At 55.9% G+C, this 712-nt stretch carries 1 rRNA gene; it reads left to right on the top strand.

Annotated elements, in window-relative coordinates:
- Positions 1-712 (top strand): 23S ribosomal RNA (locus IE277_RS46775); the annotation flags it as partial.

Genomic DNA, 712 nt, shown 5'->3' with positions numbered 1-712 from the left:
TCCTAAGGTAGCGAAATTCCTTGTCGGGTAAGTTCCGACCTGCACGAATGGCGTAACGACTTCTCGACTGTCTCAACCATAGGCCCGGTGAAATTGCACTACGAGTAAAGATGCTCGTTTCGCGCAGCAGGACGGAAAGACCCCGGGACCTTTACTACAGTTTGATATTGGTGTTCGGTTCGGCTTGTGTAGGATAGCTGGGAGACTTTGAAGCAGGCACGCCAGTGTTTGTGGAGTCGTCGTTGAAATACCAGTCTGGTCGTGCTGGATGTCTAACCTGGGTCCGTGATCCGGATCAGGGACAGTGTCTGATGGGTAGTTTAACTGGGGCGGTTGCCTCCTAAAGGGTAACGGAGGCGCCCAAAGGTTCCCTCAGCCTGGTTGGCAATCAGGTGTTGAGTGTAAGTGCACAAGGGAGCTTGACTGTGAGACCGACGGGTCGAGCAGGGACGAAAGTCGGGACTAGTGATCCGGCGGTGGCTTGTGGAAGCGCCGTCGCTCAACGGATAAAAGGTACCCCGGGGATAACAGGCTGATCTTCCCCAAGAGTCCATATCGACGGGATGGTTTGGCACCTCGATGTCGGCTCGTCGCATCCTGGGGCTGGAGTCGGTCCCAAGGGTTGGGCTGTTCGCCCATTAAAGCGGTACGCGAGCTGGGTTTAGAACGTCGTGAGACAGTTCGGTCCCTATCCGCTGTGCGCGTAGGAGTC

Origin of the sequence: Streptomyces alanosinicus (assembly GCF_014650595.1) — a bacterium.
GTDB lineage: Bacteria > Actinomycetota > Actinomycetes > Streptomycetales > Streptomycetaceae > Streptomyces > Streptomyces alanosinicus.
The sequence above is the reverse complement of the archived record's forward strand: the minus strand, read 5'-3'. Positions and strand labels throughout refer to the sequence as shown.